This is a genomic window from Halospina denitrificans, assembly GCF_004364635.1.
Classification (GTDB): Bacteria; Pseudomonadota; Gammaproteobacteria; order Pseudomonadales; family Oleiphilaceae; genus Halospina; species Halospina denitrificans.
In genome coordinates this window covers 263,770-279,804 of sequence record NZ_SOAX01000002.1, presented here as the reverse complement: position 1 = coordinate 279,804, position 16,035 = coordinate 263,770, and the positions used below count along the sequence as shown (strand labels likewise).

Here is a 16,035-nt window from a genome sequence, read left to right as displayed (position 1 = left end):
GATGAGCGGTTTGCGGAAAACACTGGCTGAAGTGGCACAGCTTCTGGGTGCGGAGCTTCGCGGTGAGGAATCAGCCGAGGTTACCGGCCTGGGAACGGTGCATAATGCCCGGCCGGGCCAGGTGACCTTCCTTGCCAATGAGAAATATACCCGCCACCTGCCGGAAACAAAGGCCACGGCTGTGCTGATCCGGCCTGAATTGGCCGATCAGTGCCCGGTCAACGCGCTTCTGTTGGACGATCCCTACCTTGGCTTTGCCCGCCTCAGCCACCTGTTTGACCCACAGCCATCGCCGGAAGCCGGTATCCATCCGTCAGCCAGCGTGTCGCCCTCTGCTCATGTGGCCAGTACCGCCTTTATTGGGGCTGGCGTCGTTGTCGAGTCCGAGGCGCGAATCGAGGACGGCGCCCGTATTGGGCCCGGTTCCGTGATTGGCGTGCGCAGCCATGTCGGTGAGGGGACAGTTCTGGCGGCGAATGTCACCCTTTACCACGACGTTGTCCTGGGCCAGCGTTGCCGTATCAGCAGTGGCGCGGTGATCGGATCGGATGGATTTGGTTACGCCCATGCCAGCGACCACTGGGAACGCATTGCCCAGATTGGCGGCGTTCGTATTGGCAATGATGTCGATGTTGGCGCCAATACGAGCATTGACCGTGGTGCCCTGGATGACACCGTGATCGGTGATGGGGTGAAGATCGATAATAATGTCCAGATCGGCCATAACGTCGAGATAGGTGAACACTCAGCCATGGCTGCGCTTGTCGGCATTGCCGGCAGTACCCACATTGGCCGGCACTGTATTTTTGGTGGCGCCTCAGCCATAGCGGGCCACCTTAAGATTGCCGATCACGTTCACTTAACCGGCATGACCATGGTCACGAAGAATCTGAATGAACCTGGTGTCTATTCCTCCGGAACCGGTGTGGAATCAAACCGCGACTGGCGTCGCAGTGTGGCCCGTTTCCGTCAGCTTGACGACATGGCCCGGCGGCTGCGCCAACTTGAAAAGAAACTCAACGACTGAATCCGAGGCTTCGGCATGAATATTGAAGAAATCATGGAATTCCTGCCTCACCGTTATCCCTTTCTGCTTGTGGATCGGGTAACCGATGTGGAGAAGGGTGAGTATATTGTTGGTCTCAAGAACGTCTCGATCAATGAACATTACTTTGAGGGGCATTTCCCACAGAAACGCATTATGCCGGGTGTGATGATCATTGAATCCATGGCCCAGCTGTCGGGGGTACTCGGCTTTGTAACCGTGGGCCGCAGCCCGGCTGACGGGTTCACCCATTATTTTGCCGGTTGCAATAAGGCCCGCTTCAAGCGCCAGGTCGTGCCTGGCGATCAGCTCGTCATCCGGTCTACACTGCTCGCAGACAAGCACAACATCTGGAAATTCGACTGTAAGGCCTGGGTTGGCGATGACCTGGCCTGCGCGGCCGAAATCATCACGGCCGAAGGAGCAATCTGATGACAGCGGGTTCGGACCAGGCGATCCATCCCCAGGCAATTGTCGATCCCTCGGCGAAGCTGGGTCAGGGAGTGACGGTTGGTCCATGGACCTGGATCGGTCCGGATGTGGAAATCGGTGATAACACCGAAATCCTGTCCCATGTGGTCATCAAGGGCCCCACGACGATTGGCGCGAACAACCGGATATTCCAGTTCTCCAGTGTTGGTGAAGCCTGTCAGGACATGAAATACCAGGGCGAGCCCACGACCCTGGTCATTGGCGATAACAACATCATCCGCGAGAGTTGCACCATCCACCGGGGCACTGTCCAGGATCGCGGGGAAACCCGCATCGGTGATAACAACCTGCTTATGGCCTATGTCCATGTTGCTCACGACTGCGTGATCGGCAACCAGGCGATCCTGGCTAACTGCGCCACCCTGGCCGGCCACGTGGATGTGGACGATTATGTGATTCTGGGGGGTGGAACCATGGTGCATCAGTTCTGCCATCTGGGGGCGTACTCCATGAGCGCTGGCGGGAGCATTGTCCTCAAGGATATCCCGGCCTACGTGATGGCCAGTGGTCAGTCGGCCCAGGCCCACGGTCTCAACGTGGAAGGTCTCAAGCGTCGTGGCTTTGCCCGGGATGTCATTCATGACCTGCGTCGCGCCTACCGGATTCTTTACCGCGAGGGCAACACACTGGAACAGGCCATCGGACAGCTGGAAAGTGAGTTTGTCGGCCATGATGAAGTCGCCCTGCTGGTGAAGACCCTCAGGCGTGCCGAACGGGGCATCGTGCGCTAACGCCCCATGCAACCCGTACTCTCCCATGCTGCCTCGCCCCCACCTGGTCCCGTCATCGTCATGGTTGCCGGGGAAGTCTCCGGAGACCTCCTCGGTGCGGACCTGATTCAGAGCCTCAGGAAACGTTATCCACGCGCTCATTTTGTAGGCATTGGTGGCGAGCGCATGCGGGCGGCTGGATTCCAGTCCATCGTGCCCATGGAACGTCTCTCGGTGATGGGGCTGGTCGAGATTGTCGGTCGCCTCCGTGAACTTTTTCAGATTCGTGCCCGGATCCGGGACTACTGCCTCCAGAATCGTCCGGCCGTGATGATTGGTATTGATTCCCCGGACTTCACTCTCGGCCTTGAACGGCAGGTGAGGGAAGCGGGCATCCCCACGGTTCACTATGTCAGTCCTTCCGTCTGGGCCTGGCGGCGGGGGCGGATCAAGGGTATAGCAAAGTCCGTTGACCTGATGCTGACGCTGCTTCCATTCGAGGCCCGGTTCTATGAGGAGCATGGCGTACCGGTACGCTTTGTGGGCCACCCCATGGCCGACCAGATTCCCCATGAGCCGGATCGGGCGGGCGCCCGGCAGGCCCTGGATCTCCCTGAGGAAGGGCCTGTGGTGGCCATGCTGCCCGGAAGCCGGCGAAGTGAGGTTGCCCATCTGGGGCCGGTTTTTCTGGATGCGGCGCTCTGGCTCAAGCGTGAGAGCCAACTGTCACCCATCTATGTGATTCCCTGTATTAACCGTGCACGTCGGGAACAGATCGAGGGCTTTCTGGCGGAGAAGGCTGATTATGACGAGCTTGATGTCCGGCTTGTGGATGGTCGCTCCCGTGAGGTGATGACGGCCGCGGATGCGGTCCTGATGTTTTCGGGAACGGCAACCCTGGAAGCGGCCCTGCTGAAATGCCCCATGGTGGTTGCCAATCAGATCAACCCGGTGACCTTCTGGATTGTCTCCCGCATGGTTTACATCGAACACGTGGCCCTGCCCAATCTGCTGGCGCCCGAGCCCATACTGCCGGAATTCCTGCAGGAGGACGCCAACCCGGAGGCGCTCGGTCAGGCCCTGCTCCAGCGCCTGACCTCGACGGACACCATTGAGCGTGAGCGCCTGGAGTTCGAGAAAATCCATCATCAACTCCAGCGCAACGCCAGCGAGCGCGCTGCCGAGGCCATAGCAGCACTGATCGAAGGGCAGCCCCTGCCCACGGATACGGAGGAGCAGGACCATGGATGAACCGGTTATTCCCTATCAGGGTACCCTGCTGGCCGGTGTGGACGAGGTGGGAAGAGGGCCCCTGGCCGGGCCGGTGGTAACCGCCGCCGTTATCCTGGATCCCAACAACCCCGTGGAGGGCCTGCGCGACTCCAAGAAGCTCAGTGAGCGCAAGCGCGAGGGGCTTTACGAGCAGATCCGGGAGCGGGCCCTGGCCTGGTGTCTGGGGCGCTGTGAGGTGGCGGAGATCGATCGGCTCAATATCCATGGCGCCACCATGCTTGCGATGGAGCGGGCAGTGTCGGGCCTGATGCCGGCGCCCGAGTTCGTGGTGGTGGACGGGCACCGGTGCCCCGAATGGCAGTGGCCGTCACTGGCCGTAGTCAAGGGAGATGACCGGATGGACGCCATTGCGGCCGCCAGCATCCTCGCCAAGGTTACGCGGGATCGGGAAATGGTGGCCATGGACAGGGACTATCCAGGCTATGGCCTTGCGGGCCATAAGGGCTATCCCACCAAGGCCCATATTGAGGCGCTGAAAGCCCAGGGCGCGAGCCCCATGCACCGGCGTTCGTTTGCGCCGGTTCGGGATTACCCGCCGACCAGCTGATCGAAGATCCGGAACCCGGCAATGTAGGTGCCGGCCGCCGAGCCCACAGATGCCAGAATAAAGATCATGAGGGTGCGCGATACCCGGTTGTGCCACCAGCCTTTTACGTTTGCGACGTCGTGTTTGAGGTTTGAGAAATCCTCGACCTTGGGGCGGCGAACCAGCAGCTCCACGCCGGCAGCAACAAAACCGGCCCCGATTGTCGGGTTGAGCGAGGTGAGTGGCGCGGCAAGAAAGGTTGCGATAATCGTCAGGGGGTGGGCCAGGGCAATCGCCGAGCCCAATGCGGAAAGCACGCCATTGATCAGGAACCATTCGGTGACCAGTTGAATGCCCAGTTCCGTATCCCGGCTGAAGCCGATGGCAAACCCGGCGATTACCAATGCCGCCACAATCCAGGGAAGGTACTGGAAAAAGCGGCTCCCCGGTGGAATGGTATCAAGCGCTTCGCGCTCTGCCGCCGGGTTTGTGGCGTTTTCGCCTTCCAGATGGGCGCGCAGGCCTTTCAGGTGCCCGGCACCGATAACCACCAGCACGTTTCGGTAGCCCTTGTCGGCCATGTCCTCCATGAGCCTCAGGGCCATGTAGCGGTCGCGCTCGGTGATGAGCGGCTCATAGAGTTTTTCGGACTGTTCCGCGAACTCGGCGAAGGTGGATTCGAGGACGTCGCCTTCCTTCAGCTGTTCAATGCTCTCGGGGCTGACTGTCTCGCGTGTGATCAGGCTCGCAAAGAGGCCGCTGCCCAGCTGCATTCGCTGCCACCAGGAGACATTGCGCCAGACCCGTTTCAGGGTAGTGCCGATATCCCGATCCACCATGCTCACCGGCAGGCCCGCCACCTCAGCTTCGTGCAGGGCGGCGCGCATCTCCGCGCCCGGTTCGATGCCGGACTGTTCGGCAACGCGCTGCTGGAAGGCGCTCATGGCCAGGTTGGCGGCCACCATACCGGCCCGGCCCTCGCGGATCACCTGGAAAAGATCCATGGAGGCCATGCGGTCCGGGTTGGAGAGGTTCTCGTAACGGGAGTCGCAGAGTTCCAGGGCGACGGCATCGTACTCACCGGAACGGATCAGTTCCGAGACCTCATCGGCAGAAGCCTTGGACACATGGGCCGTTCCTACGAGGGTAAAGGTGGTGCCGTGATGCTCAACAACTGCCCGGGGGCCGGTCTGTTCGGTGCCTGCCATGGATGAGACTCTTGCGCGCAAAAGCGGGATTGTCGCCCAGTCAGTGAGTCGAGACAAGGTAACTTCCTGGTGAGCCGCATAAGTTTCTGAAAATGGGGATGTCAAAGGTAGACTGTTGCTGAATAGCCGCCTGTCGCCCCGCGCGTCCTGTGACATCCTGGTGTCGGCGAGCCTCACATTCATAGCAATATTTCGTCGGGAACTGTCGAGTGCATTCGAAATACGCCTTTACGAACATAAGGGGCTTTCACATACTGACGCCGAATCAATCCCGGGACCGGAAAGCGGAAAGTGAGCACGAGAGAAGCCGTGTTCTTTTGAATTGCGCCAGGAGAAGACAAGGATGATTACGGACCGTGAAACCTTTGACGTCGTTGTCGTTGGTGGAGGCGTCAACGGCGCCGGTATCGCCATGGATGCGGCGGGCAGGGGACTGCGGGTTCTGTTGTGTGAAATGAATGACCTGGCATCCGCAACGTCTTCCAGCAGCAGCAAGCTGATTCATGGTGGGCTTCGCTATCTGGAGCACTATGAATTCCGGCTCGTCAGGGAAGCCCTGGGAGAGCGCGAGTCACTGCTGCGCAACGCGCCGCACATCATGTGGCCTTTGCGCTTTCATCTACCGCACCGCTCGCATCTGCGCCCGGCATGGTTGATCCGCTCTGGCTTGTTTCTTTATGACCATCTGGCCAAGCGGGAAATGTTGCCGGGTTCGCGCTCAATAACATTTGGAAGCTCGGACCCACTGAAGCCGGATATCGTTAAGGGGTTTGAATACTCTGATGGCTGGGCTGACGACGCGCGACTGGTGGTGCTCGCCGCGAAAAAAGCCCAACAGTGCGGGGCAACGATTATGACCCGCACCAAGTGTGTACAGGCAGAGCGGGGCGAGCGTGAGTGGCAGGTCAGGCTGCGTGATAGGTGCAGCAATGATGAATGGGTGGTTTCAAGCAAAGTGGTCATCAATGCCGCAGGACCCTGGGTGAGCAGCCTGTTCGGGGATTCCCTGGGGATGAAGGCGCCGAAAACGATCCGGATGGTGAAGGGCAGTCACATCGTTGTGCCCCGACTCAACAAGGATCAGGAAGCCTATATTCTTCAGAATGAAGATGAACGTATCGTGTTCGTCATCCCTTACGAGGATGAATTTTCGCTGATCGGTACGACGGATGTTGAATACGAGGGCGATCCCAACAATGCCAGGATTTCACCGGAAGAAATCGAGTACCTGCTCGATATCGTCAATGATCATTTCAAGCGCCAGCTGAAGCCCGAAGAAGTCATCTGGTCCTACTCCGGCGTCCGTCCATTGATGGATGACGAAGGAGGTGATGCTAAGAAAGCCTCCCGGGATTACAGCTTTGAGGTCAGCCAGGATCAGGCTCCTTTGATCTCCGTGTTTGGCGGCAAGCTTACGACTTACAGAAAGCTTGCCGAGGCGGCAACCAATAAGCTGTGTCAGTTTTTCCCGAAAGCGGGAGAGGCATGGACAAAGAACGCCGCATTGCCGGGGGGTGATTTCAGTGGCCATGAAGCGCTCGAAAAGCAACTCAGGGAGGATTTCCCCTGGCTGGACAATGGGTTGGTCAAGCGCTTTGTGCGAACCTACGGCACGCTTTCCTACGGTATCCTGACAGGCTGCGAGTGCATGGAGGACCTGGGGCACTGTTTTGGCGGCAACCTGTATGCAGCCGAAGTGGACTACCTGGTTGAGCAGGAGTGGGCGATGACTGCGGAGGACGTCCTCTGGCGTCGCACCAAGCAGGGCCTGTATGTCTCCGAGCAGAATGTTGTCAGCCTGGAGCGGTACCTGGGAAACCGCGACTGTGTAGAGGTGAGGGGCGAGGCATCCCCGCGGCGCAGCGCCTGAATCGATCCCGTGCGTTCTCGCTCCAGCGCGTCACGGTTTTGTCACAACTGTGTCACAGAGCTTTGAAGAAGCCCTGAACGCAAAAAAGGCAGACCAGTAACGAACTGATCTGCCTTTTTGAAATCTGGTAGCGGGGGCAGGATTCGAACCTACGACCTTCGGGTTATGAGCCCGACGAGCTACCTGACTGCTCCACCCCGCATCAATGTATCGCTGCTGTAGGGCTTCGTGCCCTGCCTGCGATGTGGTGCGAATAATAAGGATTGGTGAGGGTTTCGTCAAGCGGTTTTGTGCGGGAGTTCAATGAAAAGGCCAGCTCGGAGGCTGGCCTGATCGGTTACTGCTCGGATGTTGTCTGTCTCAGCTCTCCAGGTAAATCCTTCACTGGATTGGAAATGAAGTTGAGATAAGCACCATCTTTTGGAATCTCAAGTGGAAGCTCTAAGGTAACCAGTCCACCTGCGTTAGCAGTTACCAATAGCTCATCATTCTCTCCAACTAGATTTGTATTCCACTGCTCGACTTGCATTCGCCCATCGTCGAAGAAAGTGATATCTCCTTTAAGCTCCAGAGTAAATGGGCGCCCGTAAAGGTCATGACTCCCACTTAAGGGGATCAGCATGTCCGGAGCATCAAGCAACAGTTCAACCCGAGTCCTGAACACCGGCTGACCATCATCTCCTGTCGTTATGACTCCGGGAATCAGCGAGCTTCTTTCACAGTCACTACTACAGGTCGGGTCATCCTTCGCATACCGCATTCTGAGAACCTGGGTATTGGTTACAGACTCCTGTTCACCTATACCTAAACTTGTAGCGTCCACAAAAACACTAATCGAGGATGTCGCAAGCGCGGTTGGATAAAGGTGGACTCGAATTCCTTCTACTTCGTCACCACTATTCGGATCAGCAGGAGTAGGATCATAAGTCCCTGGCCCTTTGACCTCAGTATTCAGGGCGTAAGTCTGATGAATAAATTTATCGCGGGGGCAGGTTTCTCGTGTAGGGCACCCAACACGCGCAGGACTTCCGCCTTTTGTTTCATTCCCTCTGATACGGAGTTTTGTTGAATTCGCTGCAGGTTCCCATCCGCCCTCATCACTTCCTTGATGAGATGCTTCAAAAGGCTCTAGGCAGTCGTTGTTGTCGTTATCAAATTCACGATTCCCATCGCTGTTTTCCGAGGGGTTACAATCTATCAGGAAGTTCGAGTTTGTATCACGTATCGGCAGATTGCGCAGGGGCGTAAAGACCGTCTCTTTGGGCTCGGCCCCCTCGAAATAGATCACCAGAGGGTCCTCACCGTTAGCGCCATCGCCATCATCGAGTCCCTCAAGGAGATCTGTTTTCAAAGCGAGATCGTTGGCACCGCACACCGCCTTTGGGGGATTTTCCGTACAGGTGTCCGGGTTAGGGTCCGCATTGGACGCCATGGTGTAGCGATAGAAGCTTCCCTCCTCCCAGGATTCGTCAGGATAGAAGCGAATACGCTGGTTGTTCTTCTCCAGACGACCGGATACGAGCTCGCCCTCACCGACTTCCGTCACCGGTTTGCCATCAGCATTGGCTTCTACTTTTTCCACAATGAACGTTTCACCGAGCCGAATTGACTCCAGATTCATCGATTGCGAAAAAACAACTGTGATAGGCCGATCCGCTGGCATGGTGCTCACCGGCAACATATCCCTCACAATCTCAGTATTCGTGTCGTAAGCTTCATCGCTATCATCGAAGCATTGCCCAAGAACGCCTTCAGTCAGGTTCATATTCGAGTGGTCAGTTTCACAGGGAAACCCCGGATAGGTTGTCAGGGCCAGAGGCGGACGTTCCGGAATCAGATCAGAGTTTGACTCGGGTGTTGAGGGCAGGGAGAACATAAGCGGTTCTATCCCGGTTCCATTGCCGGCCAGGTCTGTCAATTGATTATTGATGTTGAGCTTGTAATCAACATTGTGCTTCAAACCATCTTCCGGGTTAATGGTGACTGTCGTGCCATCGACCTTGGTATTGAGAGCTTCAATTGCTGAGCCATCCGCAAACAGCGTGATCCCTTCCTCAACCGAATCCCCATCAATAGGCTCGTTGAAGTTCAGGGTCACCGGATCGCCAGGCCGCTGCATATCCTGCCTTGTATCGGGTACAGCATCTTCCGGGCCAGGAGTCCAGCTGATCAACTCCGGAGGCTCGTTGTCTTCCGGGCGCAGCTCTGCAGCATCCGTAGGTGCGTCCTCAGAGAGGTCCGCTTCAAGATTGAAGGCGATGGTGGAATCCGTGTATTCCTGCCCCAGTAGTTCCGGCTCCACCACACCAATCGCATCAATGGTGAGCACGCCATCACGAACCAGGGCAATACCACGCAGCTCCACGCCCATCAGATCCTGGGAAAGGGCGGCGTTGGGTTGTTCGCTTTCGGTGTTCATGGCGATGTCCATGAACAGGGTGACGTGCCGTGGGGCGGAATCATTGTCCGTATAGGGGTTGGGGCTGAGATAGCCGGTTGCATCCGAGATCATTGTGACCTTGATGTCACCGGTCGTTTCCTGCTCGCCAAACTCACCGTCAGGTAGAGCTTTGAGGATGGGCACCTTGCCGCCAACCTTCACGTCAATGCTGGTACTGCGCAGTACGCTGTTACGCGGAATGCGCAGCGGCAGCGGTTCGTCCGAACCAAACGAGGGCGCGTAGCCAAGCTCTGCAAACAGGGAGCCGGTCTGCTGGGAGGTGTCAGTCACGCCCTGCAGCACTGAGTTCAGGGTTACCCCGTTGATGATCTGGCCGTTCAGGACGGATCTGGTGGCCTGCTCCTGGCTTTCGCCGCTTGCCAGCCCGGAATCCACATTAACCTGTTCCGCAACCACGGTCGGAGCGGTGTCGCGGGGCGTGTACTTGAACTCCTGGCTTAGCGTCTGATCACCATTGGTCTTACTTGGCAGGTTATCAAGGCTCAGCGTGTAGGTTTCGCCCGCCTCAAGCACGTCCTCTTTGCTGCCGCATCCGGCAAGTGTCTCCGTGACACAGGGATCAACCGTAATGCTGTTGCCCCGGATGATTACCTTCGCATCAACCGGCTCACCGCTGCTGTCCGTCAGCTCAACGCTGCCACCCTGGTCTTGCCACTGCGGGTGCACAGGGTGGGTGGTTTTCAGCCGGAAGGTGGAGAAGTTCATTGTGCCAAAGTCACCGGGCTGGTTCTTCTGGCTGTCCGGCAGTGGCACGGTGGAAGCGACTTCAAAGGAATCACTCGCCTCCACCTGGTTGTTCGGTCCGTCAAACAGCGTCCGGGTTGCGAACTGGATGCCCGGCTCACCTTCCGCGTTGGGGGTATCAAAGGAGACGCCATCCGCGCCGGAAAGCGGGTCGGCAAAGGTTACGGTGTACTCAGCTTTGGCTTCCAGCCCGTCGTCCGGGCTCAATACCAGGCTGCGGTCGCCATCCACTTTTTTCAGCGAATAGCCCACTTCCTGGCCATCCTTCATGAGCTGGATCTTGCTGTCGGCCTCCTCATCCGTAATGGCATGGGAGAACCGCATCACCACGTCGGCTTCGGGGCTCACACCACTCTGGCCATCGGTGGGGTAGGAGTAGCTCAGATAGCCGCTGCTCGTGCTTTCAACGGACTGCTCTTCGCCGTTGCAGCCCGCAAGAATCAGCAATGGAAGCAGAGCCAGGGAATATTGTTGTTTCATGGCATGATCTCCGCTTAGAACTTCAGTGTGATGGAGCCACTGACGACGTGGATATCGCCATCTGCAGTGACTGGCTGTGTGTTGCCGTTACCATCTTCGATTGTGAAGTCACGCTCCTGCAGTTGCTGATACTGGTAACCGATATCAAACCTGACGGGGTACCGGAAGAAACGCGTCCGCTTATAGGTGCCACTGAGGCCCAGCCCGGCAATGATCCGGTCATTGTCGATGTAGTTGAGCTTCGGGGTGCGCGTGCTCTCAAGCGGTGATTCCTCGTAGGCGAGGCCGCCCAGCAGGCTGAAGTGGCCAAAAAGATCCATCTCACCACCAATCCGGGGAACCACGGTATCCTGGAATTCCGCTGTCAGTGGTGTGCTGCCGGAGGCGTCCTGCTGGTCCTTGATGGTGTCGGACTCAAGCTCGTCTTCGAGGCCGGACCAGTTGCGTTGCTCCACGGTGAAACCGGCGCGCCAGCCGTCCCCCTTATACTGGGTTCCGAAGGCATAGATCTCCGGTTGATAGGAATCAATCGTGGATACCCCAAGGCTCAGACCCGGGTCAGGAATCGTCTGCTTCACGATGATGTTCGACTGCACGGAGGTGGAGGATGCGGAGCTGTTCCGGAAGCTGAGCGCGCTCTCAAAGCCACTGAGGAAGCAGCCGTTGTCCGGGCAGAAGGTATCTTCCCAGTTGAGGGTCAGCCCAACGATGGAGCGGATGTTGGGTTCCGCTTCCACGGTGAGTTCTTCTTGCTCAGTCTCTCCGCCGAGCGTGGAGGTGGCGTTCAGGGAGGCTGCGGCATCCAGGGTGATGCGTGATGCAGCGCCTGCGCTTATGCCGCGCCAGATCCGGGTACCCGCTCCCAGGGAAAGGAACAGCGGCTCACGCCCGTAGCGCATGTACTGCCCGGTCTCTGAAGACTCGGAGCCAAAAGCAAGCATTTCCTTGCCGTATTTTTCAACACCGGCGACGAAGCCAAGATGAATCGGATGGCCGGACTGGAGCAGAGAGCCAACATTGGTCTTCATGCCAATCAGGACGCTCTGGCTGGGGTCATCGGACATCACGTCGCTGTCAGCGTCAGCTCGCTCGGCTCTCAGTTCCTGTTCCGCGTGCAGAATCGCCTGGGTCAGCTCCCCCCGCTCGTCCTTCACCAGGGCAGCCGGGTTGTAATAGGTTGCTGAGACCTGGGAGTTGAACATGGAAAGAGCCTGGGCGGTTGCCAGGTCTTCCGGAAAGAGGCCGTAACTGGTGCCAAGGTTGCCCATGCTTGCGGATGCCGCCGCTGGTAGCCCGAGACTGGCTGCAAGGATGGTTTTGGCGAGAGCGCTGCCACAACGGGTATTTGAACTGCTGGACATTCTGGCTCCTTGAAAGGATTTGTTAGTGAGCCGAGTGAAAGAGGTCTGCGTATGGAGAAACCAGAGCGCTGGTGTGTGACGTCTCTCACTCATTACAGATTGTTACAGTTTCAATTGTACAAAGCCTTTCGATAATTAATTTGGCCCTGCTGACAGCATCCCGATGTCAGTAATGGCAAAAGAGGTGACTGATTTTGTTAAAAATCGCCAAACCACTCTGAATCTTTTCCGGTATTCAGCTACTTATTTTTTGACATATATCAAAGATTGAGTCTGTTACCGGCGGGTTGGGTTTTGTATACAGTGCTTTACATGTGACGCGTGTCACATTTTGGGGTGGTGGAGCGGCATAGCAGCCTTGGTGCTGAACTGGATTGCCGGGTCTGTGATCCTGTTGGATGGTGGGAGCGCTGACGGTTCTGTGGAGACATGGTATTGTCTCTACCAAACGATCTGTGACCGGATGGGTCAATAATAAAAAAGGATCAGACGGACCATGCCGGAAGCCTTTCAGCAGTACCCGGACCACATCTCATTGGACGCGCTCCTCGAACATGCCCGTCACAACGAACGGATTGCCCGCACCCTGTTTGAGATTGAAACCGAGATCATGCGACTCCGCGACTGCGCCACTTTTGTGGACTGCCTCGTGGATCGCGTGCGGGAGCGCTTCCATCTGGAAGAAGTATGGCTGGTTCTGACGGATATTGAAGCCAATGACAATCTGCTCGAGCTGCTGAGCGAGAACGGGGCGCTCAGCTTGATTCTGCGTGGCGAGACCAGGGATTACCTGCACCTGACGCAGGGAAGTCACAAGCCTGTGCTGGTTAAGGACGCGCAGCCTTACCGGCGGCTGATTCCGTCCGCCTGGCGTGAAACCATCAAGTCCATGGCGATACTGCCGCTGGTCATGGATGACCGCCTGGTGGGTGGTCTGATCCTGGGGACCAGCAAGGCGGGGCGCTATCAACCGGATATGGATGCGTTCTTCCTGGAGCAGTTGGCGGTCAAGGCCTCCATAGGCCTGGATTCTGTCCATGCCCGTGAGCAGCTCAAGCGCCTTGCCACCCGGGACGCGCTGACGGGGCTTCGCAACCGCCGTGAGATGGAAACCGTCCTCCGGAAGGAACTCAGCCGCTCCCGGCGATACCACATGCCTCTGTCGCTGCTGTTCATCGACTGTGATGGATTCAAGCAGGTGAATGACCATTACGGTCACGAATGCGGCGATGCCTATCTCTGTTTGCTTGCTGACTCCCTCCAGCACCTGCTCCGCGCTGATGACAGCGTTTTCCGGTTTGCGGGGGATGAGTTCGTCGTGGTGCTGCCCAATCAGACGGTCGCGGATGCCACCTACATCGGCGAACGCCTTCAGGAGCATATCGAGGTTCAACACCTTGAGTGGGGAAACGCCAGTATCCCGGTTGCGTTCAGCCTGGGCGCGGCGGGCAATGAGCAGCCGGGCATGAACGATTCCCGCAGCCTGTTGCGCCACGCTGAGCAGAACCTTTATGAGCAGAAGCGACGCCGCGCTAACGCAGACCTTCCCGATAGGCACCAGGCGTCAGCCCCGTCCACTTCTTGAAGGCCCTGTGGAAGGTGGACGTCTCCGTAAAACCCGCCCGGTGGGCGATCTCGTTGATCGAGAGGTTGTCGCGCATCAGGTGAAAGATGGCAATATCCCGGCGCAGGTTGTCCTTGATCTCCTGGAAGGACGTATTCTCCGCCTTGAGGCGTCGCCTCAGCGTCTGGGGGCTGGTGTTCAGCTGATCCGCAATCCACTCGAAATCCGGCAGGGGTTGGGTGAAGTCGCGCCCGATCAGCGCCCGGATGCGGGCTGTGTAGCTGTTGCGGTCGTCCGGGCGGGCCAACAGGTCCGCCGGTGAGGTTTTCAGGAATTCCCGCATTTCCAGCTCATCGCGGATCACCGGGCGATCCAGGAAGCGCGCCGGGAAGGCCAGTCCCGTGGCCGGTTGCTTGAAGGCCAGCGGGCAATGGAAGAGGCCCCGATATTCCTGGACGTGGGGTGGTTCCGGATAGCGGAAAAAGACTCGGCTCAGGGGAATCCCCTGTCCGATAAGCCAGGAACTCAGCCGGTGCCAGATCACCAGTAATGATTCCTGCAGGAAATGGTGGCTGTCCCGGAGCGGTCCTTCGTGAGTGAGCTCGATGATGGCCTCATCGCCCTCGACCCTCAGTGGCAGGGTCACGCCAGTCTCGAACAGTGCGTAGAAGTGGCTGGCGCGGCGCAGCACGCAGTCCAGATTGTCACAGTGGATCACCAGTTGGCAGAGGGTGGCAAAGGTGCCAGGGCGACTGCGCCCCGGGGCAAACCCCATGAATTCGTCCTGCATCCGGTCCCAGATCACCTGCATCAGCTGGGTATACTGGATGTCCGTCACCCGGGCCTGCTCATCATGGATCAGCGTCGGATCAATGCCCGCGTCAAGCAGCATCGCGTCCGTATCGAAGCCATCCCGGGCTGCACCGGCAAGCGCCGCCGTAACGAAGTGAGCTGAGACCGTGAGTCTAGTCATGAAGTTCCGTCTGTCCGCTGAGCGAATCCGCCAATGGATCTGAGCACTGGTGCCGGTGGACACCCCCAATCACTGGGGTATGGTAGTGGCAACCAGCCAAAAGGGGAAAGTGTTGATGCCCGGACCACTGACATCACTGAAAGTGCTTGATTTTTCCACCCTGCTCCCGGGGCCCTACGCCACCATGATGCTGGCGGATATGGGCGCGGAGGTGCTGCGGGTGGAATCCCCGGACCGCATGGACCTGACCCGGCTGACCCCGCCCCATGACGAGGGCGTGGCCACGGCTCATGCCTACCTGAACCGGGGCAAGCAGAGTATCACGCTCAACCTCAAGGAACCCGAGGCGGTCGAGACCATCAGGTCCCTGGTGGCCGATTACGACGTGGTGGTGGAACAGTTCCGACCCGGCGTGATGGCGCGCTTCGGGCTCGGCTATGAAAGCCTCAGCGCCATCAATCCCGGCCTGGTCTACTGCAGCATCACCGGTTACGGTCAGACCGGGCCCTATAAGGACCGGGCCGGCCACGACATCAACTACCTGGCGCTCTCTGGAGTTGCCAGCTACAGCGGTCGCGCGGATACGGGACCGCCGCCGCTGGGCATCCAGGTGGCGGACGTGGCCGGCGGTTCCCATCATGCCGTAATGGGCATCCTCGCGGCGGTGACCCACCAGCGCCAGACCGGCGAGGGCCAGCACGTGGACATCAGCATGACCGACGCCGCCTTCGCCATGAACGCCATGGCCGGCGCCGCCTGCCTGGCCGCTGGCGAAGAGCCCGCCCCGGAAACCGGCATGCTCAACGGCGGCGCCTTCTACGATTACTACCAGACCGCCGACGGCCGCTGGCTTTCGGTGGGCAGTCTGGAACCGCCGTTCGCCAAGCAGCTGTTCACTGTGATCGGCCGGCCCGAACTCGCCGCCAAGGGGCTGAACCCCAAACCCGAGGACCAGCGCCAGCTTAAGAAGGCTCTAAGGGAGGCGATTGGGGAGAGAACACTCGCGGAATGGCAGGCCATCTTTGATGAACAGGATGCCTGCGTTGAACCCGTCCTGACCCTGCGTGAGGCTACCCAGCATCCCCAGATCCAGGGTCGCCACATGGTCATTGAGGTGGATCGTGGCGATGGCCGCACCCAGAAGCAGATTGGCCATCCGTTGAAGTTCAGTGCCACACCCTGTGAGAGCGCCTTTATCGGCAAGTCGCCGGGGGCGGATAACGAGCGCTACCTGAATCGTGGGTAGCGATGCGTTCGGAGTTTGTTCAGCTTTCTTGTAATCAATATATTGAAAATCTGCTTCTCGTG

12 protein-coding genes and 1 tRNA gene are annotated in these 16,035 nt (G+C 58.3%); 8 read left to right on the top strand and 5 right to left on the bottom strand.

The genetic code is table 11. The features are described 5' to 3' along the window. Position 1 precedes the first annotated feature (1 nt). The 5 genes from lpxD to rnhB are packed head-to-tail and all read left to right on the top strand — an operon-like array spanning position 2 to position 4,087. Positions 2 to 1,027 (top strand): UDP-3-O-(3-hydroxymyristoyl)glucosamine N-acyltransferase, encoded by a 1,026-nt coding sequence (gene lpxD / locus DES49_RS04930; RefSeq protein ID WP_133735274.1) that lies wholly within the window; start codon positions 2 to 4, stop codon positions 1,025 to 1,027. A 15-nt stretch (positions 1,028 to 1,042) separates the two neighbouring features. Beyond that, positions 1,043 to 1,477 carry a 3-hydroxyacyl-ACP dehydratase FabZ gene (gene fabZ, locus DES49_RS04925; protein WP_133735273.1) on the top strand — a complete coding sequence of 145 codons (435 nt, stop codon included), beginning with the start codon at positions 1,043 to 1,045 and terminating at the stop codon, positions 1,475 to 1,477. Beyond that, the gene (lpxA, locus tag DES49_RS04920; RefSeq protein ID WP_133735272.1) at positions 1,477 to 2,268 is read left to right on the top strand and encodes an acyl-ACP--UDP-N-acetylglucosamine O-acyltransferase; all 792 of its coding nucleotides are present in this window, start codon (positions 1,477 to 1,479) and stop codon (positions 2,266 to 2,268) included. The genes fabZ and lpxA overlap by 1 nt, the downstream gene beginning before the upstream one ends. Before the next feature lie 6 nt (positions 2,269 to 2,274). After that, positions 2,275 to 3,498 (top strand): lipid-A-disaccharide synthase, encoded by a 1,224-nt coding sequence (lpxB, locus tag DES49_RS04915; protein ID WP_133735271.1) that lies wholly within the window; start codon positions 2,275 to 2,277, stop codon positions 3,496 to 3,498. Continuing rightward, positions 3,491 to 4,087, top strand: a complete 597-nt coding sequence (gene rnhB, locus DES49_RS04910) for a ribonuclease HII (RefSeq protein ID WP_133735270.1) — start codon at positions 3,491 to 3,493, stop codon at positions 4,085 to 4,087. Before lpxB ends, rnhB begins: the two co-directional genes overlap by 8 nt. Here rnhB and DES49_RS04905 read toward each other — a convergent pair. Beyond that, positions 4,069 to 5,274, bottom strand: coding sequence for a TraB/GumN family protein (locus tag DES49_RS04905; protein ID WP_133735269.1), 1,206 nt, complete (start codon positions 5,272 to 5,274; stop codon positions 4,069 to 4,071). The genes rnhB and DES49_RS04905 overlap by 19 nt on opposite strands. Before the next feature lie 343 nt (positions 5,275 to 5,617). On the opposite strand from DES49_RS04905, the gene glpD reads away from it, so the two are divergent. Then, positions 5,618 to 7,144, top strand: a complete 1,527-nt coding sequence (gene glpD, locus DES49_RS04900; protein ID WP_133735268.1) for a glycerol-3-phosphate dehydrogenase — start codon at positions 5,618 to 5,620, stop codon at positions 7,142 to 7,144. 125 nt (positions 7,145 to 7,269) lie between these two features. Here the strand turns inward: glpD and DES49_RS04895 are convergent. From DES49_RS04895 to DES49_RS04885, 3 genes are all read right to left on the bottom strand, one after another. Further along, positions 7,270 to 7,346: transfer RNA gene (locus tag DES49_RS04895), tRNA-Met, on the bottom strand. Positions 7,347 to 7,481: 135 nt separating this feature from the next. Further along, positions 7,482 to 10,829, bottom strand: a complete 3,348-nt coding sequence (locus DES49_RS04890) for an Ig-like domain-containing domain (RefSeq protein ID WP_133735267.1) — start codon at positions 10,827 to 10,829, stop codon at positions 7,482 to 7,484. Positions 10,830 to 10,843: 14 nt separating this feature from the next. Then, complete coding sequence (locus DES49_RS04885; protein ID WP_133735266.1) at positions 10,844 to 12,190, bottom strand: outer membrane protein transport protein; 1,347 nt, start codon at positions 12,188 to 12,190, stop codon at positions 10,844 to 10,846. 496 nt (positions 12,191 to 12,686) lie between these two features. On the opposite strand from DES49_RS04885, the gene DES49_RS04880 reads away from it, so the two are divergent. Further along, positions 12,687 to 13,775: a GGDEF domain-containing protein gene (locus tag DES49_RS04880; RefSeq protein ID WP_133735265.1), complete on the top strand. Its 1,089-nt coding sequence runs from the start codon at positions 12,687 to 12,689 to the stop codon at positions 13,773 to 13,775. Here DES49_RS04880 and DES49_RS04875 read toward each other — a convergent pair. Then, positions 13,723 to 14,727: an AraC family transcriptional regulator gene (locus tag DES49_RS04875; protein WP_133735264.1), complete on the bottom strand. Its 1,005-nt coding sequence runs from the start codon at positions 14,725 to 14,727 to the stop codon at positions 13,723 to 13,725. The two genes, DES49_RS04880 and DES49_RS04875, sit on opposite strands and share 53 nt — an antisense overlap. A gap of 115 nt (positions 14,728 to 14,842) precedes the next feature. Here DES49_RS04875 and DES49_RS04870 point away from each other — a divergent pair, with 115 nt between their 5' ends. Next, positions 14,843 to 15,973 carry a CaiB/BaiF CoA transferase family protein gene (locus tag DES49_RS04870; protein ID WP_133735263.1) on the top strand — a complete coding sequence of 377 codons (1,131 nt, stop codon included), beginning with the start codon at positions 14,843 to 14,845 and terminating at the stop codon, positions 15,971 to 15,973. The last annotated feature ends 62 nt before the right edge of the window (positions 15,974 to 16,035 follow it).